This window comes from Helicobacter pylori, assembly GCF_009689985.1.
Classification (GTDB): domain Bacteria; phylum Campylobacterota; class Campylobacteria; order Campylobacterales; family Helicobacteraceae; genus Helicobacter; species Helicobacter pylori_CG.
This window is the reverse complement of the sequence record NZ_QBAW01000005.1, coordinates 23,396-48,461: the sequence shown is the minus strand read 5'-3', so window position 1 is coordinate 48,461 and position 25,066 is coordinate 23,396. Positions and strand designations below refer to the sequence as shown.

The 25,066-nt window shown below is 39.5% G+C and carries 27 protein-coding genes and 1 tRNA gene; 7 read left to right on the top strand and 21 right to left on the bottom strand.

Annotated features, from left to right (window positions below; translation table 11 throughout):
- Nucleotides 1-2: 2 nt before the first annotated feature.
- The gene (locus DBU79_RS04840; protein WP_154411709.1) at nt 3-677 is read left to right on the top strand and encodes a 5-formyltetrahydrofolate cyclo-ligase; all 675 of its coding nucleotides are present in this window, start codon (nt 3-5) and stop codon (nt 675-677) included.
- Nucleotides 655-2,166: a ribonuclease Y gene (gene rny, locus DBU79_RS04835; protein WP_229764025.1), complete on the top strand. Its 1,512-nt coding sequence runs from the start codon at nt 655-657 to the stop codon at nt 2,164-2,166. Before DBU79_RS04840 ends, rny begins: the two co-directional genes overlap by 23 nt.
- Here the strand turns inward: rny and DBU79_RS04830 are convergent, their stop codons facing one another.
- From DBU79_RS04830 to DBU79_RS04760, 15 genes are all read right to left on the bottom strand, one after another.
- A complete protein-coding gene (locus tag DBU79_RS04830; RefSeq protein ID WP_268221533.1) occupies nt 2,167-3,483 on the bottom strand; it encodes an MATE family efflux transporter in 1,317 nt (438 codons plus the stop codon).
- Nucleotides 3,483-4,796: a Na+/H+ antiporter family protein gene (locus DBU79_RS04825; RefSeq protein WP_154411706.1), complete on the bottom strand. Its 1,314-nt coding sequence runs from the start codon at nt 4,794-4,796 to the stop codon at nt 3,483-3,485. Before DBU79_RS04825 ends, DBU79_RS04830 begins: the two co-directional genes overlap by 1 nt.
- A gap of 126 nt (nt 4,797-4,922) precedes the next feature.
- Nucleotides 4,923-5,801 (bottom strand): carbon-nitrogen hydrolase, encoded by an 879-nt coding sequence (locus DBU79_RS04820; RefSeq protein ID WP_000638533.1) that lies wholly within the window; start codon nt 5,799-5,801, stop codon nt 4,923-4,925.
- 3 nt (nt 5,802-5,804) lie between these two features.
- Nucleotides 5,805-5,951, bottom strand: a complete 147-nt coding sequence (locus DBU79_RS04815) for a hypothetical protein (protein WP_000656207.1) — start codon at nt 5,949-5,951, stop codon at nt 5,805-5,807.
- Nucleotides 5,952-5,976: 25 nt separating this feature from the next.
- Nucleotides 5,977-6,636: a tRNA threonylcarbamoyladenosine dehydratase gene (locus DBU79_RS04810; RefSeq protein WP_195834232.1), complete on the bottom strand. Its 660-nt coding sequence runs from the start codon at nt 6,634-6,636 to the stop codon at nt 5,977-5,979.
- A gap of 52 nt (nt 6,637-6,688) precedes the next feature.
- On the bottom strand, nt 6,689-6,928 hold the full coding sequence (locus DBU79_RS04805) for a hypothetical protein (RefSeq protein ID WP_154411705.1): 240 nt from the start codon (nt 6,926-6,928) through the stop codon (nt 6,689-6,691).
- Nucleotides 6,915-7,295: a flagellar export chaperone FliS gene (fliS, locus tag DBU79_RS04800; RefSeq protein ID WP_001199081.1), complete on the bottom strand. Its 381-nt coding sequence runs from the start codon at nt 7,293-7,295 to the stop codon at nt 6,915-6,917. Before fliS ends, DBU79_RS04805 begins: the two co-directional genes overlap by 14 nt.
- Nucleotides 7,296-7,334: 39 nt before the next feature.
- The gene (fliD, locus tag DBU79_RS04795; protein ID WP_195834231.1) at nt 7,335-9,392 is read right to left on the bottom strand and encodes a flagellar filament capping protein FliD; all 2,058 of its coding nucleotides are present in this window, start codon (nt 9,390-9,392) and stop codon (nt 7,335-7,337) included.
- 16 nt (nt 9,393-9,408) lie between these two features.
- Entirely contained in the window at nt 9,409-9,768 is a 360-nt protein-coding gene (locus tag DBU79_RS04790; protein WP_060760708.1) for a FlaG family protein, read from the bottom strand.
- A 99-nt stretch (nt 9,769-9,867) separates the two neighbouring features.
- Entirely contained in the window at nt 9,868-11,070 is a 1,203-nt protein-coding gene (locus DBU79_RS04785) for a murein hydrolase activator EnvC family protein (RefSeq protein WP_154411704.1), read from the bottom strand.
- Nucleotides 11,063-11,869, bottom strand: coding sequence for an FtsX-like permease family protein (locus DBU79_RS04780; protein WP_154411703.1), 807 nt, complete (start codon nt 11,867-11,869; stop codon nt 11,063-11,065). The genes DBU79_RS04785 and DBU79_RS04780 overlap by 8 nt, the downstream gene beginning before the upstream one ends.
- Nucleotides 11,856-12,527: an ABC transporter ATP-binding protein gene (locus tag DBU79_RS04775; RefSeq protein WP_000111061.1), complete on the bottom strand. Its 672-nt coding sequence runs from the start codon at nt 12,525-12,527 to the stop codon at nt 11,856-11,858. Before DBU79_RS04775 ends, DBU79_RS04780 begins: the two co-directional genes overlap by 14 nt.
- Entirely contained in the window at nt 12,524-13,705 is a 1,182-nt protein-coding gene (trmB, locus tag DBU79_RS04770; protein ID WP_134890325.1) for a tRNA (guanosine(46)-N7)-methyltransferase TrmB, read from the bottom strand. Before trmB ends, DBU79_RS04775 begins: the two co-directional genes overlap by 4 nt.
- 10 nt (nt 13,706-13,715) lie before the next feature.
- Nucleotides 13,716-14,963 (bottom strand): fibronectin type III domain-containing protein, encoded by a 1,248-nt coding sequence (locus DBU79_RS04765; RefSeq protein WP_195834236.1) that lies wholly within the window; start codon nt 14,961-14,963, stop codon nt 13,716-13,718.
- Nucleotides 14,926-15,909 (bottom strand): RluA family pseudouridine synthase, encoded by a 984-nt coding sequence (locus DBU79_RS04760; RefSeq protein WP_154411701.1) that lies wholly within the window; start codon nt 15,907-15,909, stop codon nt 14,926-14,928. Before DBU79_RS04760 ends, DBU79_RS04765 begins: the two co-directional genes overlap by 38 nt.
- Nucleotides 15,910-16,042: 133 nt before the next feature.
- On the opposite strand from DBU79_RS04760, the gene DBU79_RS04755 reads away from it, so the two are divergent.
- From DBU79_RS04755 to DBU79_RS04740, 4 genes are all read left to right on the top strand, one after another.
- Complete coding sequence (locus DBU79_RS04755) at nt 16,043-16,495, top strand: GTPase (protein ID WP_134890327.1); 453 nt, start codon at nt 16,043-16,045, stop codon at nt 16,493-16,495.
- Nucleotides 16,496-16,601: 106 nt separating this feature from the next.
- Complete coding sequence (locus DBU79_RS04750; protein ID WP_229764020.1) at nt 16,602-17,252, top strand: YcjF family protein; 651 nt, start codon at nt 16,602-16,604, stop codon at nt 17,250-17,252.
- A 22-nt stretch (nt 17,253-17,274) separates the two neighbouring features.
- The gene (locus DBU79_RS04745; protein WP_154411783.1) at nt 17,275-18,420 is read left to right on the top strand and encodes an FtsW/RodA/SpoVE family cell cycle protein; all 1,146 of its coding nucleotides are present in this window, start codon (nt 17,275-17,277) and stop codon (nt 18,418-18,420) included.
- Nucleotides 18,382-18,458 (top strand) — tRNA-Ile (locus DBU79_RS04740). Before DBU79_RS04745 ends, DBU79_RS04740 begins: the two co-directional genes overlap by 39 nt.
- Before the next feature lie 39 nt (nt 18,459-18,497).
- Here DBU79_RS04740 and DBU79_RS04735 read toward each other — a convergent pair.
- The 6 genes from DBU79_RS04735 to DBU79_RS04710 form a co-directional block, all read right to left on the bottom strand.
- Nucleotides 18,498-19,454, bottom strand: a complete 957-nt coding sequence (locus DBU79_RS04735) for a ribose-phosphate pyrophosphokinase (RefSeq protein WP_154411700.1) — start codon at nt 19,452-19,454, stop codon at nt 18,498-18,500.
- Nucleotides 19,455-19,518: 64 nt separating this feature from the next.
- Nucleotides 19,519-20,004: an HIT family protein gene (locus tag DBU79_RS04730; protein ID WP_154411699.1), complete on the bottom strand. Its 486-nt coding sequence runs from the start codon at nt 20,002-20,004 to the stop codon at nt 19,519-19,521.
- Between the two features lie 9 nt (nt 20,005-20,013).
- Nucleotides 20,014-21,495: a Mur ligase family protein gene (locus DBU79_RS04725; RefSeq protein ID WP_154411698.1), complete on the bottom strand. Its 1,482-nt coding sequence runs from the start codon at nt 21,493-21,495 to the stop codon at nt 20,014-20,016.
- On the bottom strand, nt 21,482-22,207 hold the full coding sequence (gene estV, locus DBU79_RS04720) for a lipase EstV (RefSeq protein WP_154411697.1): 726 nt from the start codon (nt 22,205-22,207) through the stop codon (nt 21,482-21,484). The genes DBU79_RS04725 and estV overlap by 14 nt, the downstream gene beginning before the upstream one ends.
- Nucleotides 22,207-23,250 carry a D-alanine--D-alanine ligase gene (locus DBU79_RS04715; RefSeq protein WP_154411782.1) on the bottom strand — a complete coding sequence of 348 codons (1,044 nt, stop codon included), beginning with the start codon at nt 23,248-23,250 and terminating at the stop codon, nt 22,207-22,209. The genes estV and DBU79_RS04715 overlap by 1 nt, the downstream gene beginning before the upstream one ends.
- Before the next feature lie 77 nt (nt 23,251-23,327).
- On the bottom strand, nt 23,328-23,804 hold the full coding sequence (locus DBU79_RS04710) for a phosphatidylglycerophosphatase A family protein (protein ID WP_154411696.1): 477 nt from the start codon (nt 23,802-23,804) through the stop codon (nt 23,328-23,330).
- A 149-nt stretch (nt 23,805-23,953) separates the two neighbouring features.
- Between DBU79_RS04710 and DBU79_RS04705 the strand changes: the two genes are divergently transcribed.
- Nucleotides 23,954-25,063, top strand: a complete 1,110-nt coding sequence (locus DBU79_RS04705) for a pyridoxal-phosphate-dependent aminotransferase family protein (RefSeq protein ID WP_154411695.1) — start codon at nt 23,954-23,956, stop codon at nt 25,061-25,063.
- Nucleotides 25,064-25,066 lie beyond the last annotated feature (3 nt).

Sequence of the window (25,066 nt, the reverse complement as noted above, 5' to 3'; positions counted from 1 at the left end):
CGATTTTTAGAGATTTTTGTAAAGAACGCTTGAAAAGGGCTAAACCAACCAAAAATAAAGCAGTTAGGGATAAACTCGCTTGCAAGCTTTTATTTTTGAAACTCAAAGATTATCAAAATATTTTATTGTATAGCCCATTAGGGCATGAGCTTGACATTAGGCCTTTGATTTTGAAGTTAAGACAAAAAAGTAAGTGCGTGTGGTTGCCTAAAAGCATCAAAAAAGGCGCTAATTTTTCTAAAGAGGGTTTCACTATTGCGCCCTTTAGGTTGCCCTTAAGGCGTTTGGGGTGGTTTGATGAGCCGAGTTTGTCGCGTTATTATAAGCGGGAATTGGATTGTATTGTCGTGCCAATTTTAGGAATGGATACAAGCTTTAGGCGCGTGGGTTTTGGGCTAGGCATGTATGATAGGAGTTTGCCCCCATTATTCAAAAGGCGGCTAAAACGCCCCTTAATCGTGTTTGTGAGTAGGGAGTTAGCACTAGCTAATGGTGTTCTTACAGACGCCTATGACATTGAAGCGGATCTTTATATGAATGCTCGTATCGTTATGAAGAATAATAAAAGGAAACATTATGAGCATGGGGTTAATTTACATTTCATTAGAAGTCTTGGTAGCGTGTTTGATTACCGCTCTAGCCATGTATTATGTGATGAAAAAGATCTATTATGCTAGAGGGCAAACCATTTTAAAAGGCGCTTCAGCTAAAGCTAAATTGATGGAGTTTCAAGCTAAATCTTTTGTGGAAGCTGAAGAGATGCGCATGAAAAGCCAAGAATGCAAATTGCAACAGCAATACGAAAATAAAAATTTGCAACTCCAAACCCATTTTGAAAAAAAAGAAGTGCATTTGAAGCATTTAGAAGCGCAACATAAAGAATTTGTAAGAGATGAAAAACGCTATTTAGAAAAGGAAAAACAAGAGCTTGAAAAAGAACGCCAAATTTTAGAACAAGAGAGGGAAAATTTTAACAAACAGCGTGCTGTTTGTAAAGAAGCTCAAGCCAAAGCTTTAGATGCGATGCTCAATTACATGGCTTATACCAAAGATGAAATTAAAAACATGATTTTAGAGCAATTAGAAGAAGAATTAGAAGCGCAAAAAAGCGCGTTAATCAAGCGTTATGAAAAAGAAGCCAAAGAAGAGGGCAAGAAAAAATCGTATGCCATTTTAGCGGAAGCGACAGCCCGTTTTGCGGGTAATTATGCGGCAGAGAATTTAACAAGCCGTATCGCTTTGCCTTGCTCAGATTATATCGGTCGTGTGATAGGCAAAGACGGGAAAAATATTGAAGCGTTTAAAAAGGTCAGTGGGGTGGATATAGAATTTAGCGAAGACAGCAGCGAATTGTGTTTGTCTAGTTTCAATCTTTATCGGCGTGAAGTAGCGAGCGAGACGCTTAAGATTTTAATAGAAGACGGCCGTATTCAGCCTAACAGGATTGAAGAGGTCTATCATAGAGTCGCGCGCAACATGGAAAAAGAATTGCTTTCTGAAGGGGAGAGCGTGGTGTTAGAATTAGAGCTTGGGGCTATGGAAGATGAGCTTAAAATTTTAATAGGCAAAATGCGTTACCGCTCCAGTTTTGGGCAAAATGCCTTACAGCATTCTAAAGAAGTCGCTCTTTTGGCCGGCTTGATTGCAGAGCAGCTTGGGGGGGATAAAAAACTCGCCAGAAGAGCCGGTATTTTGCATGATATTGGTAAAGCGCTCACTCAAGAGCTTGGGAGAGATCATGTGAATTTAGGGGTTGAAGTGTGCAAGCGCCATAAAGAAGATCCGGTTGTGATCAATGCGATTTATGCCCACCATGGGCATGAAGAGATCATGAGCGTAGAGTGCGCGAGCGTGTGCGCGGCTGATGCGCTTTCAGCAGGGCGTCCTGGGGCTAGAAGAAAGAGCGATGAAGAATACGCTAAACGCATGCAAGCTTTAGAAGAGATCGCGCTAGAATTTGATGGGGTGGAAAAAGCGTATGCGATGGAGAGCGGGCGAGAATTAAGAGTGATTGTCAAATCCAACCAAGTCAGGGACAATCAAGTGCCTATTATTGCCAGAAAGATCGCTAAAAAGATAGAAGAGAGCGCTCAGTATTTGGGCGAAGTGGGCGTGCAAGTGGTGCGAGAAAATCGTTTCAAAACGACCGCTACACTCAAGCAATAATCAAGCCTTTTTCCCGCACCTTTTCCATATGCCTTTAGAAAAAACTTTATAGTAGATGAATGAGCGTAAAAAAGTTTCTGATGCGATCACTACAAAAATAAATTCCACCTTAAAATGATAAATTAAAAGCAAGTAAATAGGCATGATCCTTAACCCCCATAAACTTAGGGTGTTAATGTATAGTGAGACTTTAGAAATACCAGCCCCCCTAAAGACTCCATCTAGCACAAAATACCCGATTAAGGGGGCTTGAGAGAGGCCCACAGCGATCAGATAAGATCGCGCCACTTCTAAGACTTCTTCATCTTGAGAAAAAAGGCTCGCGAATTCTTTAGCGAATAAGACTAAAACAATCCCTAAAACCCCCATTAAACCCATAGAGATTTTTAAAATCAAATGCACGTATTCTGTGGCGATCTTTGGCTTGTTCGCCCCTAAATTTTGCCCTGTTAAAACCATCGCTGCGATCATAAACCCAAATCCGGGCATGAACGAAAAGGTTTCAACCCTAATGCCTATTTGCATGCCCGCTAACACCTTATCCCCATAGCTCGCTACAAATTTGGATAAGAGGATTAAAGAAAACAAGCTCAATAAGCGCTCAAACCCGGCCGGCCAACCCACTCTAAACATGGTTTTTAAAAAAGAAAAATGAAAGGTTATTTTGAATTTTAAAGGGATTTTTTTGATTTGTATCCAAACGCTAAGCGCGAGTAATTCCAAATAAGAGACAACCACATTCGCTAAAGCCGAGCCTACAATGCCCATTTCTTTAAAACCAAAATCCCCAAAAATCAAGGCTTGATTCAAGAAAATGCATGCGATGACCATGATAATTTTAACAATAAAGGGGGTTAGGGTGTCTGAAAAGCTAGCGAGCGCTGAAACTAAAACATTTTTTAAAAAAATACTCGGTAGCGCGATGACTAAGACTTCTAAATAATCTTGTGTTAATTGGCGCGAAGGATCTTGTAATCGCATCCAATTTAAAAAAGGCTCAATCAAAAAATAAGAAACAAACAGCACGCCCAAACAAATCACAAACGCCCCTATAAAAATACTTGAAAAAGCGTGATTGATTTGAGCAAAATCCCTAGCCCCCACAAGCCTGGAAAGAATGGCGTTAGTGCCGGTGTATAAAATCGTGTTGATGCCATAAAAAAGCATCAAAAATTGCAAGCCTACCCCTAAAGCCACAATGTGATGGTGCGAAATCTTACCCACAAAAAAAACCGAGAGCGCGACCACTAGCACATCTAAAAAGGCATTAACCCCAGAGGGTAAGGCTAAAGAAAAGATTTTCTTAACTTGATAGATTAGCCTAATAGTAACGCTCCAAGAACTCCAAAAACAATCAAAGGGAGGTTATAGACTAAAAAAGTCGGCACGCATGTGTCATAGATATGATTGTGTTGGTTGTCTGCGTTAAGCCCGCAAGTGGGCCCCATGGTGCTATCGCTAGCCGGTGAGCCTGCATCGCCTAAGGCTGCGGCTATGCCGATGAGTAAAATCGTAGATTCTATGCTAAAACCTAATTTCGCGCATAAAGGGACATAAAACACAGCGATGATAGGAATAGTGCCAAAAGAAGTCCCTATCCCCATAGTGATAAAAAGCCCTACAACAAGCATTAAAAAAGCCCCTAAAAACTTCCCTTGGATTATGCTTGTGATCGCATTCACTAAGCCATCTATCGCATGCACTTTTTGCAACACTTCTCCAAACCCGCTAGCCACTAACATCACAAAAGCGATAAACGCCATCATTTTCACGCTATCATCCATAAGCGAGTCTGTTTCTTTAAACTTAATGCCACGGCCTAGTAAGATGATCGCTAACGCTAAAAAGGCGGCTAAGGGCATCGAATCGGTGGCTAATTGGATCGCAAACGCCACGACAATCCCTATAAAAGTCAAATAGTCATGGTAGTTTAATTGGAGCGAGGCGTAATTTTCTATATCAAAAGATTTTTCTTTGTAGCGCCTGGGTTTTTTGTATAGCGTTAATACCGCTAAAAGCAGTCCAACAACCATCGCTAATCCCGCTATCCACATCACTCCTGTGATTTGCGCTAGGGTAGCGCTAACGCCATTAGCTTTTAATTGCTCTAAAATGGTGGTTTGAAAAATCAAGCCAAACCCTACAGGAAGCACCAAGTAGGGGGCTTGCAAGCCAAAGGTTAAAGCGCAAGCGACCGCTCTTCTATCCAATTCTAGCCGGTTCATTAAATGCAAAAGAGGGGGGATTAAAATAGGGATAAAAGCGATATGCACCGGCACTAAATTTTGCGAAAAACATGCGATGAAAGCGATCAAAAAGCAAAAAGTGGATCGCTTGTAATTCATTAAGCCTATTAATTTACTCAAAGCGACTTTAATGAGATTGCTTTTAGCGATCGCTACCGCTAAAGCCCCTAAAAGGATGTAGCTCAAAGCGATGTTTAAATTGCCTTTCATGCCATCTATCATTGCATTAAAACTCTCCGTGATCCCAAGCCCTCCCATAAGCCCTGCTATGAGAGTCGCACTAATCATAGAAAGCATGACATTGAGCCTTAAAAGGCTAAGAACGCACATGCAAATGATAGCCACAAAGGCAGGATTGCTCCATATAGAGCTATTTTCTAGCATTTTTGCTCCTTGTTAAAATGAAAATACCGCGCAAAAATGATAGAATTTTTGCGCTTGTTTAGCGCAAAAAACCACACCTACCATGTTTAATCCTTTCTAATCTTAAATTTTAAATTGATTGACTGATTAGATATAGCGTTTCAATAAATCGTTATAAAAATCAATGCGTCTGTCTCTTAAAAACGGCCACATTCGGCGCACTTCTTCGGTGCGTTCTAAATCAATTTCCGCATACAAAATCTCTTCTTTATCGCTCGCTTTAGCTAAAAATTCGCCCAAAGCCCCCACCACAAAACTAGAGCCAAAAAAAGTAATGCCCCCCTTAATCGCACCGCTAGGATCTAATTCTACGCCCACTCTGTTAGTCGCAATCAAAGGCAAGCCATTAGCGATCGCATGCCCTCTTTGGATAGTCTCCCATGCGTTTTGCTGGCGTTTTTTTTCTTCATTAGAATCTTCTTCTAAAAACCCTATCGCGCTAGGATAGATTAAAATTTCTGCCCCTTTTAAAGCCATAATCCTTGCTGCCTCAGGATACCACTGATCCCAGCACACCATAAGCCCTAATTTGCCCACGCTTGTAGTGATAGGCTCAAAGCCCAAATCCCCCGGCGTGAAATAAAATTTTTCATAAAACCCCGGGTCATCAGGAATGTGCATTTTGCGATACACTCCAGCGATCGATCCATCTTTTTCAAACACAACAGCGCTATTGTGATACAACCCTTTAGCGCGTTTTTCAAACAAAGAAGCGATAAGCACCACTTGAAATTTTTGAGCTAAAGCGCTAAAAAAAGCCTTATCTTCTTCAAAATATTCGCCCAAATCAAAAAATTTAGGGTTTTCGCTCTGGCAAAAATAACTATAAGGGTTCAATTCTTGTAACACCACTAAATTGGTCTTAGGGTGTTTTTTTAGCGCTTGTTCAAGCAAGTTGGCTGTATGCTCTATGGTTTTTTTTCTAGAGCCGCAATAAGCATGCTGGAGAACGCCTGCATAAATCATTTTTCACTCTTCTTCATAATCAGAGTTATAGTCTTCATAATCGTCATCATCATAGACATTCTTATAATCATTATACTCTTCATCTTCTTCTTCAAAGCCCTCTAATTCTTCTTCTTCAAAATCTTCCAATTCGTCTTCGTAATCTTTCATTCCACTTCCTTTCATTGGTAATATTTTATTTGATAATATCTTGCACGACTTCACTCGCTATTTGCAAACCAAAACTCGCCGTAACCGCATTAAAACTCCCAAGCTCTATGCAATGCGGAACTTCAGGGCTAAAAACCACTTTAAAATCCCCTTTAAAACGGCGTTTTTTTAAAAAATCCCTAAATTTACGCCCGAATTTATCGCCATAGCTTTCCCACACGCTCCTTACTTGGATGTGTTTAGGGTTCAAGCGTTTCGTGCTCCCCATAGAGCTGATAAACTTCCCGTAAGCGAAATTTTGACATTTTATCGCCAAGCTTGTTTTAATAGGCAAATCGTCCATGCAATCTAAAATGTAATCATAATCTCTAAAATTAAATGAATTTAAAAACGTCTCATCTATATGCAAATTCAAAGCTTGAATGCCCTTATAGAGATCTTGCAACACCAACACTTTAGATTCTCCTATCCTTTCTGAGCCAATCTGGCGGTTTTGATTGGTAACATCAAACACATCTTTATCAATGATAGTGATTTGCCCTATCCCCACACGATACAAAGCGTCTAGCGCAAAGCCCCCCACACCCCCAACGCCACAGATTAAAACCCTTTGTTGGCGGATTTTTTCAAAATCGTTTTTAAACAACCACCTTATGCGCGTGAATCTATCTATGGGTTCAGACAATCTTTAGCCTTCAATAAAAATAGTGCTTTTATTGTATCGTAGTTTAAAAAATCTAAGACAAAAATTTTTGAATATTCTTAGCCTTATACATTTGCGATTGCAGTTCTTCTTTTTCTTTTTCCAATAGTTCAATGCTCTGGGCTATCATTTCCTTAAGGCTTAAAAGCGTGTCTAAATCCAAGCTCTTTATTTGCTCTAAAGAAAGGCGCTCTATCAATGAAAAGGCTTGTTTAGAATCTTTTTTAATGAGAGCGATTTTAAAGGAATCTAATAACATGTTAGGCGAGTTCATCTGAATGGATTTCCCTCCATGCTTCTAACAACCCCCTAGCCACATTCAACACCAAATCAATCTTACTCGCATCGTTTTCCACATTAGCCTGCGTTAAAACTTTGATTTGATGGGTGTATAAGCCTGTAAGATACACTGCCACTTCCCCCCCTTTTTCATAATCTAAAATATTCAACAATTCCGTGAAAATATCCGTAACCCTATTAATATAATAAATCTTTTTTTCAATGTCTTCATTTTCAATACAGCGTTTGGCTTGCGAAGAAAATCTTAAAATCCCTTCATAAAGCATTTCAATGAGTTTTGCCGGGGATTCCACACTCACTCGGTTATGCTGGTAGGCTTGATAAGCGTTAGCGTATTGCATGATATTCCTTTATCCTTTAAAATTGATAACTCTCTGTTTTTAATTCTTTTTAGCCGCCGCTTGATCGATCATCATTTGCACGGAATTGAATTTTTGATTGGCTTTAGAGATTTGGCTATCATAAGCCGCAAAACGCTCCGCCATGATGTTGTAGCGGGTTTTTAAAAGCTCTTGAGCGTTTTCTTTGTCTTTGGTCAGGCTTTTAGCGTCTCTGTCTAGGGAATCTTCATAAATCTTTAATTTAGCGTTCCCTCCGTCTATGAGGTTGGCGATGACTTGATTGAATTTAGAAAAAATGCCCTCTTGGTGGATTTCTCTGCCCCCCATATCCTTGCTATCGCTCCCATAGAAAAAATCTTGAGTCGCTTTAGGGTTAGAATTTAGCGCACTTGATAATTTAGCCTCATCTAAACTCATCACGCCTTTATCGTCTAAACTAAGCCCGTATTTCATCAAGCTTTCTACCCCATTATCCGTATGCACGCTATAAGAAAACACATTATTAAGAGAAGAGCGGATCGTGCGAATATCGCCCACGCCGTTAAAAATCCCAGCGATTTTGGTGTCAGCGTCATAGCGCGTGTCTTCGTCTAATTTAGGGATAAGCTCATTATAAGCTTTGACAAATTCAGTAAGGCTGTCTATAATGGCTTGATTGTCCCTGCTCACGCTGATAATGGCAGGCTTATTAGGCTCTGTGGTTTGTTCTAAAGTGATATTAACCCCACTGATCACATCATTGACCTCATTAGTGGGGCGCGTGATGCTCACCCCATTATAAGTGAATTCTGAATCGCTCGCTTTTTGTAAGTTTTTAGACATAAAAAGCGTGTTTTGTGAAGCTTCATAAGATTGCACCATGCCAGCACTCAAACCCAAATCCTTCAAACTGGCCTTGCCTAAAGCGTCCTCGCCCTTAATCGTTAGCATTCCGGTTTTAGAATTGATCACAAGCTTGCCTTCGGCGTTTTTAAACGCATTCAAGCCTTCTTTAGAATTGATTGCTTGAATGATAGCGTCTGTGTTTTCTTCGCTGGTGTTGCCCTCTTTGGTTAAGGCTTTTAAATCCAGTTTTTGACCATTCAAACTAACCACCCCTTCTAATTTACCCTCTTTTATGGTGCGAGAGCTTTTCAATAAATCGCTTTCTTGGGTAGTGGTTTGCAAAAACCCAAGCTCTTTAGCCTTACTCCCTTTAATTTCAATGTTTCCCCCACGCCTGTCATTAATGATTAAAGATTCCCCCCCATGAAGAGTGTCTATGGAAATATCCCCATTAGCGATCAAGTCTTTAAAATTAGGGTCATTTTCTAAAGCCTGCTCTATCGCTTTTTGGATTGCGGTGTTTTTTTGTTTGATAGAAGCGCTTTCAGGGAGTTCTAGCATAATGGGGACTTCATGCATACTCCCATCAGCCCCTTTTAAATTCAAACTCACTTCACTTTTTCCACTCCCATCAACCCCCAAAGAAAGGGCGTTTTTGTTAGTGAGCGTGGATTGGAGGTGTGAGCCAAAATAGATGCGGTTGTCTTCGCCGGTGTTTTTGGTATTCACCATTAATTGGTAGGGGTCATTCCCTCCTGTTTTCATCACAATGCCCATCACTTCGCCGTTGGTAGCGTCCGTGATGCTTTGAGCCACATCGCCTAAAGTCATTCCTGCTTTAATATTAACGGCGTAGTCCTTGTTTTGCGTGTAAAATTTGAGCGTGGTATCCACTTGGCTAAAAATATCATCTCTTGAAGAAAATTTCGCCCCTAATTCGTTAATATCGCCTTGCGCTAAATTTTGCACATCCACTTTAATATCTTGAATAGGCACGCCAGCCCCCACGCTCGCACTCAACGCATCGCCTGTAACATTGCTTTTCCTGCTGATATAAGTGGAATAATCTGAAAGCGTTTTAACCGGGCCTTTTAGAGAAGAAAGGAGCGTTTTAATCTCCACAAGGGCTTTTTGTTTTTCAACATTTTGCTCCATTTTCTTGTCTAAGGGGGCGATTAACGCTTTTTCATCAGCGTCCTTAAGCTTGTCAATCACATCGTAATTCAAAACCTTACTGCCAAGCCCTAATGAGCTTAATGAACCTATTGCCATGTTTTACCTCTAATTTTTAGCCTTTTTTATCAAAGATAATGCCTATCACATCGCGCATTCTTTGCATAAGTTCTACGGCTTCTTTAGAGGGTATTTCTCTTATCACCTTATCCCCATTAGCGTCTTTGACTGAAACCACTAACCCTTTAATCGTATCGTTATAACTAAAATTAATATCCGTGCCGATGCGCTTCATTTCTTCATTCAGACGCTTGCTCAATAATTCTAGCTTGGGTTTGTATTGCTCAGGGTCTATCGTTGTTTTAGATTCATCAATAGTGTTTATAGTATTTGTGCGACTGATCTCTTTTGTGGGGGTTGTTTGAACGCTTGCGTGAGATGTGGGAATCCCAATCCCTTGAATTTCATTGACCATAAAAACCTCCAAATTTTTCCATGCCTACAAGTAATGATTATTTATTTGTTTGCATAAACTCTTTAGCCAACATCGGCAATAAAAACGATTTGTTAAATCTTAATTGCGTGCGATGAGTTCTAGGGGGTTGATGTGTTTTTCTTTCATGGTAACTTCAAAGCCCAAGCGTTGATCAATGCGCCCTAAAACATAGCCTTTTTGGATCCGCATGCCGCTTTTAATGGTGGGAGCGATTTTATCCAGTTGAGAATAAATCGTGCGGATGCCGTTTTTATGCTCAATGATAACGACTTTTTTAAGCATGTTGATTTTTTTAGCGAACACGATTTTCCCGTCTAAAACATTACGCACCAAAGCGTTTGGGGTTTTTGACACTAGCGTAATAGACTCGCTAAAAATTTTTAAATTATAAACCGGATCAATATAGGGGCCAAATTTTTGCACCACTTCATAATCGTTCAAAGGAGCGATCGTTTTTGGCCCATTATAGCTCGTGGTGTTGATATTTTGATAAGAGCTCGCTACTTGTTTGACTTCTAAGGCTTGAGAAGATTTTTTCAAACTGACCCTCTCTTCATTTTCTTTATTTTGTTTGATGATATTCAAGCGTTTTAAAAGAGCGTTTAAGTTCTGGCGCTCTTTTTCTAAAAGGGTTAGCCGTTGGTTATAGATCGCATAGTCTTTTTGCATGCTCAAAATGAGCTGATTTTGTTCGGTTTGCAAGGATTTTAAGGCTACTTCACGAGTTTTTTGCTCATCTATGACAGATGAGATTTTTTGAATGCTATTTTTGACTTTTAAGGCTTGCGCGTTGAGATCCTTTTCTTCTTGGCTCAATTGCGACATTTTAGACAGAGTGCTTTGGTGCAAGTTTTCAAACGCTACTTGTAAAATCACATCATTAGAAGAGGCTAAATTCTGCCCCTTTAGGGCTTGTGAAAAAAGAAAATCCTCTAAAAGCGTATCAAACACCCTCTTTTGTAAAAACGATCGTTGTTTTTGCAAATGATCTAAAGACTTGCGGTAGTTAGTGAGAACTTTTTCTTGCGCCAAACTTTCGTTACGATTTTTTTCAAGACTCTTTTTTAAGGCAACCATTTGGCGCTCAATTTCCGTTTTTTGAAGCTCTTTAGAGCGGATCGCTTCGCCTAAAGAACTCAAACGGCTGTTTAGCTGGTTTTTTTCTTCATGGGTTTTTTTTAAAAGGGTTTCTTTATGTTGAATATCTTTAGCAATATCGCTCACTTTTTGCGTGTTAGCTGATAGTAAGGTGGCTAACAAAAACACCCCTAATTTATGCATGTCTAGTCCTCCAAGCTACAAGTAAAACAGAAACAAATGAGACCACAAGGCTAAAAAGCAGTCCCCATAAAAAATGGTTTAAAGCAAACGCGCCTCCTATAATACCCAAAGTATCCATCGTTTTTTCAAAACCTTTTTGCGAAGTGATATAGAGCATGAGCATGGGGGCTAAAAAACTAGCGATTATGGAATCCATTAAAGCTATTTTATACAAAAACCCGTTTTTAAAAGACACCGAAGCCCCTAATAAATCCATGATTTCTAACCTCTCATGGTATTGATAGATCCAGATGCGGACTTGTTTAAACATCAATAAAACCGATAAGACAAAGACCACTAATGCAAAGATATAGACCGTTGCTTTAATAAAACTCAAGAGATCATACACTTGCATGTAAGTTTTGGCAAAGACTTCAACTTTTTGAACGCCAGGGATTTTGAGCAATTTTTCTTTAATGTTTTCTAAACGCTCTTGAGTGGGGAATGTGGAAAGTTGTAAAGAATAAAAAAAGGGTAAATTTTTTCTCAATTCCTTAAGCCCATCCATGCCTAAGGTTTTTTGAAGAGGCTCTAAAGAGTAATTAGGATCAATTTCTTTTAACGCTATGATTTCGCTAAAATTTTGACGCAACAATTCCAAGCCTAATTTTTGCGTGCTGGCCAACACGACTGAATAATCTTCAATCAATTTTTTTTCTTTCTGTTCGATCGCTTGATTGATAAACAACACACACTCCAAGCTAAACAATAACGCTACTAGGGGAATGATAAAGGCTAAATGCTTTTTAAGAGTATTCATAAACTTCCCCATCTTCTATGTAAAATTTTCGGTGATAAGCGCTAAAATTTTTAGGGAATTTGTGCGTAACCACCACGATCGTAGCGTTTAATTGCGTGTTCATGCCCCTTAATAGGCTCCAGATTTTATCGCTAGAATAATCGTCTAAATTCCCCGTAGGCTCATCGGCTAAAATGAGTTCAGGGCAGTTCGCCATAGCCCTAGCCATAGCCACTCGCTGTTGTTCGCCCCCACTGAGCTCTTTGGGGTAGCGGTTAGCCTTATGGCGTAAATCAATATGCCCTAAAAGTTTTTCTAGCTGCAAATGGCATTCTTCTTTTTTAACGCCACAAATAATCATCGGCAGTTTGATGTTTTGCTCAATCGTGTAATCTTGGATCAATTTATAATCTTGGAAAACCACGCCAATATTTTTACGCAAATCTAAAATCGTTGCTTTTGAAGCGTTGTTCATGTTGATATTGCAAACTTCTAATTTACCGCTAAAAAGTTTTAAATCCCCATAAAACGAACGCAAAAGCGTGCTTTTACCGCTCCCGCTAGGCCCTGAAATGAACACAAAATCCTTCCGTTTGATGCGCAAATTCGCATGCTTGATGACCGGTTCGTTTTGCTGGTATTGTAAGCATAGATTGTTCGCTGCGATGATCACACTCATCCAATTCCCTTTTGGCTTAGGATATTTTGAAGCAAAAGATGCGCTTTGTGGTTGTTTAAGGTTTTTAAGGGGCTTTTATTGAGGTAAAAAATCTGATTTTCTGCCAATAAAATAAACAAACGCACAGGCCAATCAAAATCCCCCATGCTCAATTCCACTAAAAAATCCCCCTTATTTTCATAAATATTACAAACATGCACAAAATACCCCTCTTGGATGATTTTTGGGGTTTTTAAAATCGCTCCAACGCTTTTTTTACTCATTGTTATTGTATCAAAAGAAAAATCAAATGCATGGTTATCAAAAGGGGTTTCATCCAATTCTAAAGAATAAATTCTTAAATCATAAATATCTTTTTTGAGTTTATTCCAACGCGCCTCATACTTGCTGATAACCGGGATTTGAGCGTTTTTTTTGATTTCTATCTCGCATTGAAAGTTTTTTAGGGCTAATTTTAGGCTGTCTTCAAAATAAAGACCATCATCGGTTCGTAATTCCAAAAACCCTCTAGGCTTTAAAACCCTTAAAGCTTCGTTTAAAAATTTTTCGCTTAGCACCCGGCGGTGTTTTTTCTCATTCCATGGCACAGGGAAATGCACAAAAATCTTCTCGCATTTGTGATTTGGCATGCTCTCTAAGATCAAACGGCCATCGCCTTGCAAGATGTGCAGATTTTTTAAATCCAACAATTCAATTTGCTTTAACGCTTGCGCGATAGAGGGGGTGTGGATCTCTATCCCTAAGCATGTTTTAGTGGGGTTGTTTTTGGCTAATTCTATCAAATGCCGCCCGCTCCCAAAACCAATTTCGGCTAGAATAGGGGCTTGATTGTTTTGGATAAAGTCTTCAAAAGCTTCTAAATCAAGGGCTTTTTTTTGGCTCGCATGTTTAGAATTTTCTTGCAAATTATGCGAAATGACTTCAAAAGATTGCGAATAAATCCTTAAAGCTTGTTTTAAAATCTCTCGTTTTAAGGGCGTTGCTTTTTCGCTTTTGATCAAAAAATCACCCGCTCTCCGGATTTTTTGCAATAAAAAAATGCGATCCTTAAAACTCGCATACACACAGCTTTTAGTGGGGTGTTTTAAGCTTAAAAATTCCTTATGGAAACAAAAATCCCCCCTTATTAAGGGGTATTCTAAAGGCTTGGAATTTAATTTGGCTAAAAAATGGGGCATTAAAACCCTTTTAGCGCTCTAAAAACAAACGCACTTCTTTGCTGGGGTGCGACTCTAAACCATCTTTATCCACGCTCACCACTTGATAGCGGTAAGCCACGCCCACTTTCATGTCTTTATCCACGAATTGGTTTTTGGTGATATTCCCAAAACGCAAAGGGGTTTTAGAATTGGCTTCAAAACGATACACCGCATAAGTGGCTATTTTAGCGCTTGGGTTATTTTCCCATTGAATGAAAGCTGAAGAGTCTTGAATAGTCCCTTTAGTGATGATAGGGGCTTCGGGTCTGTCAGCGGTCTCACCCATGGCAGGCTCTTTGGGTAATGCCCCTTCAAGATGCGTTTTATCAAGGGCGACGACTTTGTAATAGCGCGTGAGATTGTCTTTTTCTATTTTATCCACATAAGAAGTGTTATTAGTTTGAGCGATGAACTTGTATTTATCGTTGCGGTTATTGGAAGCGTAAATGCGATAAGCTATCACATCTTCTTCTGGGGATTTATCCCAACTCAATTCAATGTGTCGTGTGAGGTTTTGGCTCACTCTAACATTAGTGATTTCTTTGGGTAAATCTTTGGTTTTTCCCTCCACTATCACGCTAGGCCTAGATTTATCCCCCATGAAATTTTCAGCGATGACTTGGTAGCGGTATTTTTTCCCATCCTCTAAATCTTTATCAAAAAACTCCACAAACAAGCGATTCCTAACAGCCCCTACATTTAAAAATTTGCCGTCTTTATTCTGCCTTTGAATGATGTATTTAGAAACGCTGGGATTTGGGTGCGGGCTCCAAAAGACTTTCACGCTTTTAGGGTATTTAAGGCTTGCGAACACGCTTTCTACAGGATTGATAAAAGAGGTTTTTACTAGAATGGGGTCTGAAAGGTTAGAGATTTTATCGCCCTTGTAAGTGGCTAATTGGTAAGTGTAAGAACTCTCTGTTTCTAGCCCCTCATCATAATAGTGGGTCGCATAAGGGTTTTTAATCGTAGCGATTCTTTTAAGCTTGGAGTCTTTTTTCAAACGATACAAAATAAACCCATCAATGTCATAAGTATCAGCGATTTTAGGCCATTCAAAACCCACTGAACTCACATCGTTAATGGTTTTAATAGAATGGACTACCGGAAGCTTAGTATCTATATTTTCTTGATTATTAAGGGCTGAAAAAGTATGATTCCTGGTAGAAGAACACCCTATAAAAACCGCTAATACCACACTACTTTGCAATAAAAGCGTGAAGTATTTTTTCTTCATCCAAGACCTCATCTAAATTCTCCTTGTTAAAAACTTTTTTAAGATATTCTAACATATCCTTTAATAGGGGAACTTTAAAGCGCAGTTTTTGCTCGCTTCTGGGGTGTTTGAACTCTATCAAATAGGCATGCAGCATGATTCTTATTTCTTCTTTAAAAAGCGCTCCATTAAGCCCATAAAGATTATCGCCGATGATGTGTCTGTTCAAATATTCTAAATGCGCTCTGATCTGGTGCGTGCGCCCGGTGAATAGTTTAGCCCCTATCAAATCCATGCCATTTTGAGAAGTCAGCAAGCTAGTAAATTCGCTTTTAGAATAGCGGCTTTTTTCTTTTTTAGCCGCTTTGAGTGCTATCATTTTTAAGCGGTTATTGGGGTTTCTTGTCAAATAGCATTCCACGCTCATTTTTTCTTCTTTTAGGGGCGTTGAAAGTAAGGCGATATAGTAGCGCCCCATCATTTTAGTTTTGAGTTGCTCGCTCAAACAAACATGGGTAAAATTGTTTTTAGCGATGACAATCCCTCCACTCGTGTCCTTATCCAAACGATGCACAATCCCATAGCGCTCTTTTAAGCCAAGATTAGAAAGCTCGTAATTTTTAGATTCCAACCAATCCACTAAAGTAGGCTCTTTCACGCTTGGGGCTTTATGGACGACTAGATTAGGGGGCTTATTCAACACTAACAAGTCTTCATCTTCAAAAATGACTTCTATTTCTAAATCAAGCTCTTTTTTTAAGGGTTTGGGCGTGATTTTGGGCGTTAAAATCGTGATTGTATCGCCCTCTTTTAAAGCTAGCCCCCCTTTTTTGACCTCCTTTTTTTGACAAAACACTAGCCCTTCTTTAATCAAATTCAATACCTGGTTTTTAGAAATTTGCAATTCTTTGGCTAAAAATTCATCAATGCGTTTGTAATGGGTAGGGGCGATGAAAACTTTTTGCATTCAAACTCTTTTTTGCATTTTTAAAAACCATTATTCTACTCAAAACCTTAAAAAAATCCTATTTCATTATTTGAATACGCTATAATCGGTGCGCCAACATTGTGTGGCTCAAATCATTTTTAAAGGGGTTCTAATGGAACACGACGGGCATGATAAACTGAACGGCATTTTGCGTGGCTTTTTAGGCGACTCATTCACGCTTGATGGGAAAGAGGGAGGATTGAACATGAGCAAGATGCTTGAATTTATCAAAAAGGAAAAACCAAAGATGAACGTTTTGCTCATGGGGGGTACTGGGGTGGGTAAAAGCTCGCTCATTAACGCTCTCTTTGGTAAAGAAATCGCTAAAGCAGGCGTAGGAAAACCTATCACTCAGCACCTTGAAAAATACATTGATGAACAGAAGGGCTTGATTTTGTGGGACACTAAAGGCATTGAAGATAAAGATTACCACGACACCGTGCAAAGCATTAAAAAAGAAATGGAAGATTCTTTTAAAACGCTTAGCGAAAAAGAAGCCATTGATGTGGCGTATTTGTGCGTTAAAGAGACTTCTAGTAGGGTTCAAGAGAGAGAGAGTTATTAAGCTTCGCTAAAGATTGGAATATCCCAACGATTGTCGTTTTCACACACACTCAAGCCGAAGCCGGCGAGGCGTTTGTCCAAGAATCTAAAGCGATCATAGACGAAGAATGGGGGTTAAAGGTTTTGTCAGAGCTTATGTGAGAGTCAATTCCGTTGCCTTTTCATTTAGGGGGTTGAAAGTCCCTGTTGAAGGTTTAGAAGAATTGGTAGATGAAACGAAAAAATGTCTTTCAGACGCTATAAAAAATAAGAGAAGGCATTTCTTGAGTATTCAAAAAGTTAAGATTCAAGAAAGAAAACAGGCCATGATAGAGGAATGTAAAACCATTATCCATGTTGCATCAGGAGCTGCAGGAGCGGCTGGACTTATCCCCATACCCTTTAGCGATGCACTCGCTATCGCGCCCATTCAAGCAGGAATGATCTATAAAATGAATGACGCTTTTGGAATGGATTTGGATAAATCTGTGGGTGCAAGTTTGGTCGCAGGATTGTTAAGCGTAACCGCTGTCGCGCAAGTGGGGAGAACGCTCGTTAGTGGTTTCCTTAAATTCATTCCTGTTGTGGGGAGTGTTGCAGGGGGCGCAACCGCTGCTGTTATCACAGAAGGCATTGGGTTTGCGTATTTGAAAGTGCTAGAAAAGTGCTTTAATGATGAGACGGGCGAAGTCAATTTGCCTGATGAAGTTGGCATGATCACTTCTCTCTTTAAGGAGAATTATCTCAACTTGGATACAATCAAGAAATTAACACAATAAGATTAGGGGTTATGAAAAACGCATGGCATTAGACAAAAGGATTTGGATGCATTTTGATCTTTTGCCTTTTGTGTTTATCATCCCCTTGTTGGTGGTTTCTTTTGTATTGATTTTTGAGAGCAGTGCGGTTTTGAGCTTGAAGCAAGGGGTTTATTATGCGATAGGGTTTCTTCTCTTTTGGATCGTGTTTTTTATCCCTTTCAGGAAGCTCGATCGGTGGCTCTTTGTGTTTTATTGGGCATGCGTTATTTTATTGGCGTTAGTGGATTTTATGGGTTCTAGCAAGCTTGGGGCGCAACGATGGCTAGTCATTCCTTTCACTTCTATCACCTTACAGCCCAGCGAACCCGTGAAAATCGCTATCCTTTTGTTATTGGCGCATTTGATTAAAATCAACCCGCCTCCTTTTAAGGGCTATGATTGGGGCATGTTTTTAAAGATTAGTTTTTACATTTGCTTACCGGCGGCTTTGATTTTGAAACAGCCTGATTTAGGCACGGCTCTTATTGTGCTGATCATGGGTTTTGGGATTTTATTGATCGTGGGTTTAAGAACTAGGGTGTGGCTCCCTCTTTTTGTCGCTCTTTTAGTGGCTTCGCCTATCGCTTATCATTTCTTGCATGATTACCAAAAAAAGCGCATCGCAGACTTTCTTTCTGAAAAGCCTAATTACCATGTCATGCAATCCATTATCGCTATAGGATCGGGCGGGTTTTTAGGCAAATCTAAAGAAGCCTGCACGCAAACCAAATTCAAATTTTTGCCTATTGCAACGAGCGATTTTATCTTCGCTTACTTCGTGGAGCGTTTTGGGTTTTTAGGGGCTATGTTGCTTTTTGCGATTTATATAGGCTTGAGTTTGCATTTATTTTTTTATCTGTTTGAGAGCAACAGCGATTGGTTTTTAAAGATTGTAGCCCTTGGGATTTCTATTTTAATCTTTGTTTATTCCAGCGTGAATATCGCCATGACTTTAGGGTTAGCCCCTGTGGTGGGGATTCCCTTACCCTTATTCAGCTATGGGGGGAGCAGTTTTATCACTTTTATGATCCTATTTGCAATCCTAGAAAACCTGCTTGCTTTTCGCTATATTTTTGGATACAATAGCGAACCATCTTTTGGGAATTTTGGATTCTTAGCTCAGCTGGTCAGAGCACTCGGCTCATAACCGATTGGTCGTAGGTTCAAGTCCTACAGAATCCACCACTCCCCCTTTTTTTTATCATCTTTTTAACCCCTCCCTTTTTAAGTGAAAAGCGATTGGACGCTTTCGTTATGATAAATCCTTCTGATCACTTCCGCAAATAAGGACGCTACGCTTAAGGTGGTGATTTTATCGCATTTTTGAACTAAAGGGATAGAATTAGTTACCACCACTTCATCTAACGCGCTTTCTTTAATGCGCTTGATCGCATTCCCGCTCAAAACCGCATGCGTGCCTAACGCCATGACAGAAGTTGCCCCCTGTTCTTTTAAGGCCAAAGCGGCTTTACAGATCGTGCCTGCGGTATCAATCATATCATCCACTAAAATCACATCGTGCTCCTTTGCTGAGCCGATAATATTCATCACTTCGCTTTCATTAGCTTTTTCACGGCGCTTATCCACGATGATTAAATCTAAGCCCATTTGATTGGCAAAATACCTGGCTCTTGTAACCCCACCCACATCAGGGCTAGCGATCACAGGGTTTTTTAACGCTTTAGAGCGGATATAATCTCTAAAAACGATAGATCCGTATAAATTATCCACCGGCACATCAAAAAAGCCTTGGATCTGCCCGGCATGCAAATCCATTGTAATGATCCTTTCAATCCCCACTTCTTGCATCAAATTAGCGACCATTTTAGCCGTGATAGGCACTCTTGGGGCCGCTTTTCTGTCCTGTCTGGCATAGCCAAAATACGGCAACACCGCTGTGATAGAATTGGCCGAACTGCGCCTTAAAGCATCTACCATGACTAACAATTCCATTAAATTGTCATTAACCGGCACGCAAGTGGGCTGGACAATAAAAATATCCTTACCGCGCACCGATTCGCTGATTTGGATATTGATTTCGCCATCGCTGAATTTGCCTATCACCGCTTTGGATAAGGGAATGCCTAAATGCTTTGACACTTCTTTACCAAATGCAGGGTGAGCGCTCCCTGAAAAAATTTTAAACCCACGCATCTTTATCTTAAACCCACGCACCTTCATCGCTTACACTCCCTAAAATGAATTAAAATCAATTGTAGCGCACCCAAACTAAAAGCGTTTATTTTCAACCAAGCTCCTTTTCTAATAAGTTTTTTAAGGTAAGATAGGTTTCATTTAAATCAATCCCGCACACCCTGGTTTGAGCGATAACGCTTATAAAATTGCTATCGCCTAAAAACCTAGGCACTAAATGCATGTGCAAATGATCAGGAATCCCTGCTCCGGCACTTCTGTGTAAATTCAAACCTAAATTAATCCCTTGAGCGCCATAAGCATACAACGCTTTTAACACTTTAGGCGCTAATATATTCATGTTCAGCCAAGTATTCAGCTCCAAAAGTTCAACGCTCGCTTGATGCACATGGGGAATGATCAACAAATGCCCTGGGTTATAAGGGTAGGCGTTCATCACAACAAAGAGATCGCTATTTCTATAAAGCACTCTGTTTTCTGAATCTTTTGTAGGGTTTTGAGAAATTTCACAAAAGACACAACTCTTATCTTTCTCTTTCAAATAACTTTCGCGCCAAGGAGCGTATAAATGTTGCATGTTCATTTCCTAAATGTAATTAGGGGCGTCATTAGCGAATAAGATCAAATCGCCTTGAATCGTGGTGGCTTGTAAGATATTTTCCAATTGCGCCTTATCCTTGAGTAAGATTTTTTGGGGGGTTTTCAATTGTGAAGCAATCGTTTTGGAATTCAACTCCCCTGTGATGATAGCGACATCAAAAACCTCGTCTATTTTTTGCGCTAAAGTTTCATTACTTTCTGTATTGCTTTCCACTAATCCCGGTGTTACAATGACTTTACGCCCTTCATACAAACTCGCTAAACGAATGCCTTCTAACATGCCCTTTAAATTCCCATTAAAGCTATCGTCTATAATGATTTTTTGATTCACTTCCAAAAGTTGCAAACGATGGGCAGTGGGGTTGAGTTCCAAAACAAGCCGTTTGATCCTTTCTGTTTCTAAGCCTAAATGCTTAGCGATTAAAATGGCTGAAGCGATATTATAAGCGTTGAATTTGCCTAAAACTTTTGTTTCAAAGCTTTCCCAAACGCTACCTATAAGCATTTCAAAAGAAGTGCCTTTTAAAGTGGATTGGATGTTTTTAACCAGGCTAGAATAGTCTATTAAAGGGCTATCTTTAGGGGCATAGGGCTTGATTTTTTCTACAGAGTAACAAAAGGCTTTTTCTAAGCGTTTGGAATCCAATAATTCCGCTTTAGTCTCGCAAATATTTTCTAAAGTTTTAAAATATTCTAAATGCTGTTCGCCCACTTCTGCGACCACGGCAAGGTGCGGTTCAATGAGGCGGGTGATTTCTTGAATATCGCCCTTATTCCTTGCCCCGGCTTCAGCGATATAGATTTCACTCCTATCGTCTAAATTCTGGTTAATATCATTCGCAAGCCCTAAAAGGGTATTGACGCTTTTGGGGCTTGCATGCGTGTTGAATGTGGTTTGTAAGATTTGAAGCAAGAAATTTTTGGTGCTGGTTTTCCCAAAGCTTCCGGTAATGGCGATGACTTTTAAATTTTTTAAAGAGGCGATTTTATCTTTAGCGGTTTGCAAATACTGCTTGGATAAGACTTTTTCAAAGATTAAAGAAGCGCTTAAAACAAATATGAATAAACACAAATAGCCTAGCGCGAGCGAAATCCCATTCAAAGGGACTAATTCTGCATTTAAGATTTCATGCAAGATTAAAAATAATAATAAGAAGATAAAAAAGCGCTTCACCCTTGGCGTGAAAACTAAAGGTTTGTCGTTGCGTTTGGCCCAAACAATGAGCATGGGCATTTGAATAACGCCGCAAAAAAAATCAAAAACAAACGGCATTGTGAAAGCATACGATAGGATAAACACCCCTAAAGGCAATAAAAAATAAATCCCATGCCAACGCATTTTGTGGTGCTTGGTTAAGATCCTAAACACGCTGTAATGATACCACTGCAATAAAGTCATTATATAATAACCAAGCCCTGTTATAAAGAGCCAACGAAACGCTAAATTCAGCCAACTAAGACTTTGCATGATGATAATTCTCCACTAGTTTTTCAATCTCTTTTGCCTGGTTTAAAAAAAAGAAATGATCCCCTTCTAAAACGAATAACGCGCTTCTTTTCAATAAGGTTTGCATTTTTTGAGCGGAGCTTAAGGGGGTTGCTTTATCATCTTTACCCCAAAATAATAAAACTTCTTTCTCGCATCGTTTGAAATGATCGCTAAAGTCTTCGCTAACTACTTTTTTAAAGGTTTCATACATCGCTTGATTAAGTCCCATAGCGTCCTTACTCCTCAAAAACCCTAAATTCAAGCCTAATTTTTTAAAGATTTTAGCTAAAAGGATTTTACAATGTACTTTCAAGGGTTTTGGCTCTAAAATCCCAGCGCTGCTCAATAAAACCATCCGTTCGTTTTCACACAAGATCGCCACTTTCCCTCCAAAGCTATGCCCAAAGGCTACATGCGCTTTTTTATCCACGCTTTTTAAGAACAAGTTGATGATATTAGCATAATCTTTAGTTTCTAAGACTTTTTCATCGTTAGGGCTTTGATTGAAGCCGGGCAAATCCACATACAAATGGTTATAATTTAAAAAACAGCCTTGAAACGCTTGTTGCATGATCTCTTTAGAACTCCCCCAGCCATGCAAAAACAAGGCGTTTAAAGGGCTATGGTGGTCTATAAAAGTGTAGGAAATGTCAAAAACGCTATCCAAATAAGCGATACTGCGTTTGGCCATTACTTATTCTTTTGGATTTGCAACAAATAAGAGTTTTTGATTTGGATTTTAGGGGTTTTGGGTAATGATTGCGCTAAATTTTCTAGCGTTGTTTTAAAATCATCAAACAAATAATTGGCTAAACTGCCAGGAATGGGGTTGATCTCATTAAGATACACTTCATTTTCTATGACAAAAAAATCGCAACGGATGAGCGCGCCATCAAACAAATCGCTATAGAGTTTTTTAAAATTTTCTTTTAATTGTTCTTCTAGGGCGTTAGAAAGGCTCGCTTTAGGGGCTTTATTGCGTGAAAAATCCAAATATTTTTGTTTGAAATCTAAAAATTCCTGTTTGTTAGGCTCTTCAATATGGGAAAAACAAAAATCCTTTTTGATCTTGCAGCCGGCTAAATTGTATTCTTTCACTCCCTGAATGAAAGGCTCTATTAAAACTTCTTTAGAATATTCAAACGCGCTGTCTAAAGCGTAATTTAATTCTTTTTCTTCTTTCACAACACTCACCCCTAAGGAGCTTCCGGCGCTATTAGGCTTGACAATGAAAGGGAAATTAAACCCAATTAAATCCAAGGCGTTAGCGCGGTTTTTTTCATTCAAAAGAACATAATCTAAAGCCTTTACCCCTAAATCTTTAGCGTAAAGCTTGGTTAAATATTTGTTGTAACTCAGCACGCTCGCTTCAATCCTAGGACCTATAAAAGCGATACGATAAAATTCTAACAAGCTCGCTAATTTCCCGTCTTCGCCATCGCCCCCATGCACAAGATTGATCACTAAAGGCAATTCTATTATCTTAGCCCCTAAAAACGAGTTTTTAAGCAAGCCATTGTGTGTGAGAATTAGGGGGGGTAATTTTTTTTCTTTGATTTGAGCGAAGTATTTTGAATGCATGTTGGATTCTTCAATCAAATAAAAATGGTGGTTTTCATCTAAAAAAATAAAATATTTAATCCTATCCTTTAACACTCCTTTAAGTGCGATCGCGCTCACAATGCTGATTTCATGCTCAAAACTCGCCCCACCAAATAAAACGCAAAACTCCACGATCAAACTCCCTAAAAACGATTGCAATAAAGTCTATCTATATTTACCTAAAAAAAGGCTTTTGAATTTTCTTAAAATTAAAGTTTAATGTTGAAAAATCCTAAAACATTGATAACTAATAACACGCTCAATCCGGCTAAAACACCCGCTAAAGCGTCATCAGCCACCACCCCCAAGCCCCCTTTAACTTCTTTGTCTATTTTGCCAATGAGTGAGGGCTTAGTAATATCATAGATCCTAAAAAAGATAAAACTCAAGATCACACCCGCTAACGATAACCCGCTAATCGCCATCGCCAGCCACATGCCCACTAATTCGTCTATCACAATGTAAGAGCTGTCATGGATCTTACTCTCTTCTTCTTCCTTATCTATTTGAGCGATAGCGATAAGCCCAACAAAAACCGCCCCTAAAAACAAAGTGTTAGCCGAAAAAAATAAAATAGGTAAGCCCAGTAACAACGCTACTAAACTCCCTATCGTTCCAGGAGCTTTTTTGGAATACCCGCTAAAAAAAAGGGTTAAAAAACACGTGCGAAGACTGAATTTATTCAATTATTGCCTTAAATTCTTTTTAAACCATGGCATTTTAGCATTTTATTTGGATTAAAAAGCGAATTTCTTAAACAATAAGGCTTAATTTTAAGCGCGTTTTAGTATGATAACTTTTAAATTCTCTTTAAAAATTAAAGGTTAATTTTAAAATGTTGCTTTTCACTCCAGGCCCTGTAGCCATTAATGAAGAGATGCGCTCAAGCTTTTCTCAGCCAATGCCCCACCACCGCACTAAAGATTTTGAAAAGATTTTCCAAAGCGTGCGAGAAAATTTAAAAAAAATGACCGGTTTAGAAGAAGTTTTGCTTTTAAGCAGCAGCGGGACGGGGGCTATGGAAGCGAGTGTGATTTCCTTATGTCAAAAAGAGTTGCTGTTTGTTAATGCGGGTAAGTTTGGCGAAAGGTTTGGCAAGATCGCTAAAGCCCATTCAATCAAAGCCCATGAATTAGTCTATGAATGGGACACACCGGCTCAAGTGGATGAAATATTAAACGTGCTTAAAGCCAACCCTAACATTGATGCGTTTTGCATTCAAGCATGCGAGTCTAGTGGGGGGTTACGACACCCTATAGAAAAAATCGCTCAAGCCATTAAAGAAACTAACCCGAATGTTTTTGTAATAGTAGATGCGATCACCGCTTTAGGGGTTGAGCCTTTAGAAATAACGCATGTGGATGCGCTCATTGGAGGGAGTCAAAAAGCGTTCATGCTGCCTCCTGCGATGAGCTTAATCGCATTGAGCCAAAAGGCAATTGATCGCATAGAAGAACGCGATGTGGGGTTTTATTTTAATTTGAAGAGCGAATTAAAAAACCAAAGAAACAACACCACAAGCTACACTGCTCCTATTTTACACACTTTAGGGTTGCAGCGCTATTTTGAATTGGTGCAGAATTTAGGGGGCTTTGAAGTGCTCTATCAAGAGACTAAAAGAGTTGCTTTAGCCACTCAAAAAGCCGTTTTAGCGCTGGGTTTAAAGATTTTCCCTAAAAGCCCGAGCTTGAGCATGACAACGATTGTTAGCGAGCATGCCAAAGAATTAAAAAACCTTTTGAAAGAAAAATACCAGGTGCAATTTGCGGGCGGTCAAGAGCCTTATAAAGACGCGCTCATTCGCATCAACCACATGGGGATCATTCCTGTTTATAAAAGCGCTTACGCCTTAAACGCCCTAGAATTAGCCTTAAACGATTTGGATTTAAGGGAATTTGACGGCGTGGCGAATACAACTTTTTTGAAGCAATATTACGAAATTTAAGGA

Coding starts and splice junctions, on each gene's coding strand:
- fliD (WP_195834231.1), bottom strand. CDS start 9,392: ATGGCAATAGGTTCATTAAGCTCATTAGGGCTTGGCAGTAAGGTTTTG.
- DBU79_RS04765 (WP_195834236.1), bottom strand. CDS start 14,963: ATGAAGAAAAAATACTTCACGCTTTTATTGCAAAGTAGTGTGGTATTA.
- estV (WP_154411697.1), bottom strand. CDS start 22,207: ATGGCCAAACGCAGTATCGCTTATTTGGATAGCGTTTTTGACATTTCC.
- DBU79_RS04775 (WP_000111061.1), bottom strand. CDS start 12,527: ATGAGTGTGATCATCGCAGCGAACAATCTATGCTTACAATACCAGCAA.
- DBU79_RS04760 (WP_154411701.1), bottom strand. CDS start 15,909: ATGCAAAAAGTTTTCATCGCCCCTACCCATTACAAACGCATTGATGAA.
- DBU79_RS04785 (WP_154411704.1), bottom strand. CDS start 11,070: ATGCATAAATTAGGGGTGTTTTTGTTAGCCACCTTACTATCAGCTAAC.
- DBU79_RS04815 (WP_000656207.1), bottom strand. CDS start 5,951: ATGAAAGATTACGAAGACGAATTGGAAGATTTTGAAGAAGAAGAATTA.
- DBU79_RS04750 (WP_229764020.1), top strand. CDS start 16,602: ATGGGGGTTAAAGGTTTTGTCAGAGCTTATGTGAGAGTCAATTCCGTT.
- DBU79_RS04805 (WP_154411705.1), bottom strand. CDS start 6,928: ATGAACTCGCCTAACATGTTATTAGATTCCTTTAAAATCGCTCTCATT.
- DBU79_RS04790 (WP_060760708.1), bottom strand. CDS start 9,768: ATGGTCAATGAAATTCAAGGGATTGGGATTCCCACATCTCACGCAAGC.
- DBU79_RS04780 (WP_154411703.1), bottom strand. CDS start 11,869: ATGAATACTCTTAAAAAGCATTTAGCCTTTATCATTCCCCTAGTAGCG.
- rny (WP_229764025.1), top strand. CDS start 655: ATGAAAAAGATCTATTATGCTAGAGGGCAAACCATTTTAAAAGGCGCT.
- DBU79_RS04725 (WP_154411698.1), bottom strand. CDS start 21,495: ATGCAAAGTCTTAGTTGGCTGAATTTAGCGTTTCGTTGGCTCTTTATA.
- DBU79_RS04735 (WP_154411700.1), bottom strand. CDS start 19,454: ATGAAGGTGCGTGGGTTTAAGATAAAGATGCGTGGGTTTAAAATTTTT.
- DBU79_RS04705 (WP_154411695.1), top strand. CDS start 23,954: ATGTTGCTTTTCACTCCAGGCCCTGTAGCCATTAATGAAGAGATGCGC.
- DBU79_RS04755 (WP_134890327.1), top strand. CDS start 16,043: ATGGAACACGACGGGCATGATAAACTGAACGGCATTTTGCGTGGCTTT.
- trmB (WP_134890325.1), bottom strand. CDS start 13,705: ATGCCCCATTTTTTAGCCAAATTAAATTCCAAGCCTTTAGAATACCCC.
- fliS (WP_001199081.1), bottom strand. CDS start 7,295: ATGCAATACGCTAACGCTTATCAAGCCTACCAGCATAACCGAGTGAGT.
- DBU79_RS04730 (WP_154411699.1), bottom strand. CDS start 20,004: ATGCAACATTTATACGCTCCTTGGCGCGAAAGTTATTTGAAAGAGAAA.
- DBU79_RS04825 (WP_154411706.1), bottom strand. CDS start 4,796: ATGCTAGAAAATAGCTCTATATGGAGCAATCCTGCCTTTGTGGCTATC.
- DBU79_RS04745 (WP_154411783.1), top strand. CDS start 17,275: ATGGCATTAGACAAAAGGATTTGGATGCATTTTGATCTTTTGCCTTTT.
- DBU79_RS04820 (WP_000638533.1), bottom strand. CDS start 5,801: ATGATTTATGCAGGCGTTCTCCAGCATGCTTATTGCGGCTCTAGAAAA.